Source organism: Candidatus Aegiribacteria sp. (assembly GCA_021108005.1).
Classification (GTDB): domain Bacteria; phylum Fermentibacterota; class Fermentibacteria; order Fermentibacterales; family JCC-6; genus Aegiribacteria.
Window position 1 is genome coordinate 1 of sequence record JAIORS010000045.1, and the last position, 1801, is coordinate 1801.

Consider the following 1801-nt stretch of genomic DNA (forward strand, 5'->3'; position numbering starts at 1 on the left):
TAAGAATCACTCTTCTTCTATGGGCATTGGGCAACATGTACGGATACAGTTCTTCCAGTGTACCTGCCGTTCTTTCCGCTTTTTCTAAACCTTTCATGAAAACCTGAATCACCGCGACGGAACTGCCACGGACTTATACCGAATATGAACTCTAACCCCGTACTAACCGCGGTACCAATCGTTTCGGACAGCTGTGACCATTCATCTTCAGGATAATCTTCTCTCCAGCTGAGTCTATGGAAGGGATCGTTCTTGGGTGCGTATACATATCCGGCTTCATCCAGCATCGAAAGATAATCGAATAGAATACGCCTCTTTCGCGGATTATAAGGCCTGCCGTAAAATCCTTCAACGACTCCGCATAACATCAATTCTCCGTTCATAACTCGTTAACTTCAAGGGTACCTTTTCCTAGCTTTGATACTTGAATCTACAGGAAATTATCGTTCCCATAAATACCTTCAATCTCATCAGGAGGATTAGATGTCCAGAAAAATAGTCGAATCTGTTCCGAACATTTCGGAGGGACAGAATAAGGAACTGATCGATGAAGTTGTAAAAGCTACATCTTCTGTAGCCGGCTGCAAGGTTCTTGATGTCGATCCGGGAGGGAGAGTACGAGGCTCTTCCCGATAAGCTGGGCAAACCGGAATGGAAACCTGATTTTGGCCCCGACGAATGGAATGAAAGCGTCGCAAAAACCTGAGTGTGTACAATAGGAGCAAGAAATTTCCTTATTGCCTACAATGTGAACCTAAATACAAAGGATACTGGCGTTGCCCGCGACATAGGACTAACAATAAGGGACAACGGCAGATTTCTTCGTGACAGTAATTGGAAATTCATCCGCGATGAAGATGGTAAAAAACCAAGCAGGCCGGCAAACTCCAATACTGCAAAGCAACGGGCTGGTACATAAAGGAGTACGATACGGCCCAAGTTACAATGAATCTCACTAATATTTCGGTTACTCCCCTTCACATGGGTTTCGAGACCGTGAAGGAGGAAGCGGAAAAACTTGGTGTCAGAGTCACCGGCTCCGAAGTGGTCGGACTTCTGCCCCTCGAAGCGATGCTTAAGGCCGGATGGTTCTATATTGAGAAACAGAACGAGGGGCTTTCATCAACCGGGAGACAGGGCAAGACAACCGGTGTCCCGCAGAAGGAACTGATTGAAATCGCCATCAGGTCAATGGGTCTCGGGGATCTTGCTCCCTTCAATCCGGAAGAAAAATTCATCGAGTATATGGTTGCCGAGAAGGACGTGAACCTTTCGGGAATGACCTGCAGGGATTTCGCTGACGTTTTATCAACCGACTCTCCCGCACCGGGGGGTGGCTCTGCCGCAGCGCTTATGGGAGCCCTGGGGGCTTCACTGGACGCGATGGTAGCAAACCTGACAGTAAAAAACAGAAAATGCAGGGGCGACTGGGATCTCATGCTGTAAATCGCCCCTGAGGCTCAATTACTCAAGGATAATCTGCTGAACGCGATTGATGATGATACAGCCGCATTTAACGCATGGATGGATGCAGCCAGGCATGGAGGGGCCGAGAATGCCGCCAGGGGATTTTATCGATAGCACTAACTGAAGAGGAATCTGCCTCTTCGTTGAAAGATCATTCCTCCCCCTCCAGAGCCTCTGGAAATAGTATGCGAACCCTGCGCAGACTACGTTCCATGGCAGGATGATGTACCTGAGATAGAGGCTGGGTAAGTTTTCAGCGATCCGGCTTCAGGGGGTGAAGTATGCCCTAATGCGGTGCTTCCAGTGAAAATCTGCGGGAAGGCATGTTTGACCA

At 48.5% G+C, this 1801-nt stretch carries 5 protein-coding genes; 4 read left to right on the forward strand and 1 reads right to left on the reverse strand.

Annotated elements, in window-relative coordinates:
- Positions 1–17: 17 nt before the first annotated feature.
- Positions 18–368 carry a beta-N-acetylglucosaminidase domain-containing protein gene (locus K8S15_02860; protein MCD4774974.1) on the reverse strand — a complete coding sequence of 117 codons (351 nt, stop codon included), beginning with the start codon at positions 366–368 and terminating at the stop codon, positions 18–20.
- A 115-nt stretch (positions 369–483) separates the two neighbouring features.
- Between K8S15_02860 and K8S15_02865 the strand changes: the two genes are divergently transcribed.
- Genes K8S15_02865 through K8S15_02880 form a run of 4 tightly spaced genes read left to right on the forward strand, consistent with a single transcriptional unit; the run spans position 484 to position 1446 of the window.
- Positions 484–636, forward strand: a complete 153-nt coding sequence (locus K8S15_02865) for a hypothetical protein (protein MCD4774975.1) — start codon at positions 484–486, stop codon at positions 634–636.
- On the forward strand, positions 596–706 hold the full coding sequence (locus K8S15_02870; GenBank protein ID MCD4774976.1) for a hypothetical protein: 111 nt from the start codon (positions 596–598) through the stop codon (positions 704–706). The genes K8S15_02865 and K8S15_02870 overlap by 41 nt, the downstream gene beginning before the upstream one ends.
- Positions 707–919 (forward strand): hypothetical protein, encoded by a 213-nt coding sequence (locus K8S15_02875; GenBank protein MCD4774977.1) that lies wholly within the window; start codon positions 707–709, stop codon positions 917–919.
- A 26-nt stretch (positions 920–945) separates the two neighbouring features.
- Complete coding sequence (locus K8S15_02880) at positions 946–1446, forward strand: cyclodeaminase/cyclohydrolase family protein (GenBank protein MCD4774978.1); 501 nt, start codon at positions 946–948, stop codon at positions 1444–1446.
- Positions 1447–1801 lie beyond the last annotated feature (355 nt).

Coding starts and splice junctions, on each gene's coding strand:
- K8S15_02860 (MCD4774974.1), bottom strand. CDS start 368: ATGTTATGCGGAGTCGTTGAAGGATTTTACGGCAGGCCTTATAATCCG.
- K8S15_02865 (MCD4774975.1), top strand. CDS start 484: ATGTCCAGAAAAATAGTCGAATCTGTTCCGAACATTTCGGAGGGACAG.
- K8S15_02870 (MCD4774976.1), top strand. CDS start 596: ATGTCGATCCGGGAGGGAGAGTACGAGGCTCTTCCCGATAAGCTGGGC.
- K8S15_02880 (MCD4774978.1), top strand. CDS start 946: ATGAATCTCACTAATATTTCGGTTACTCCCCTTCACATGGGTTTCGAG.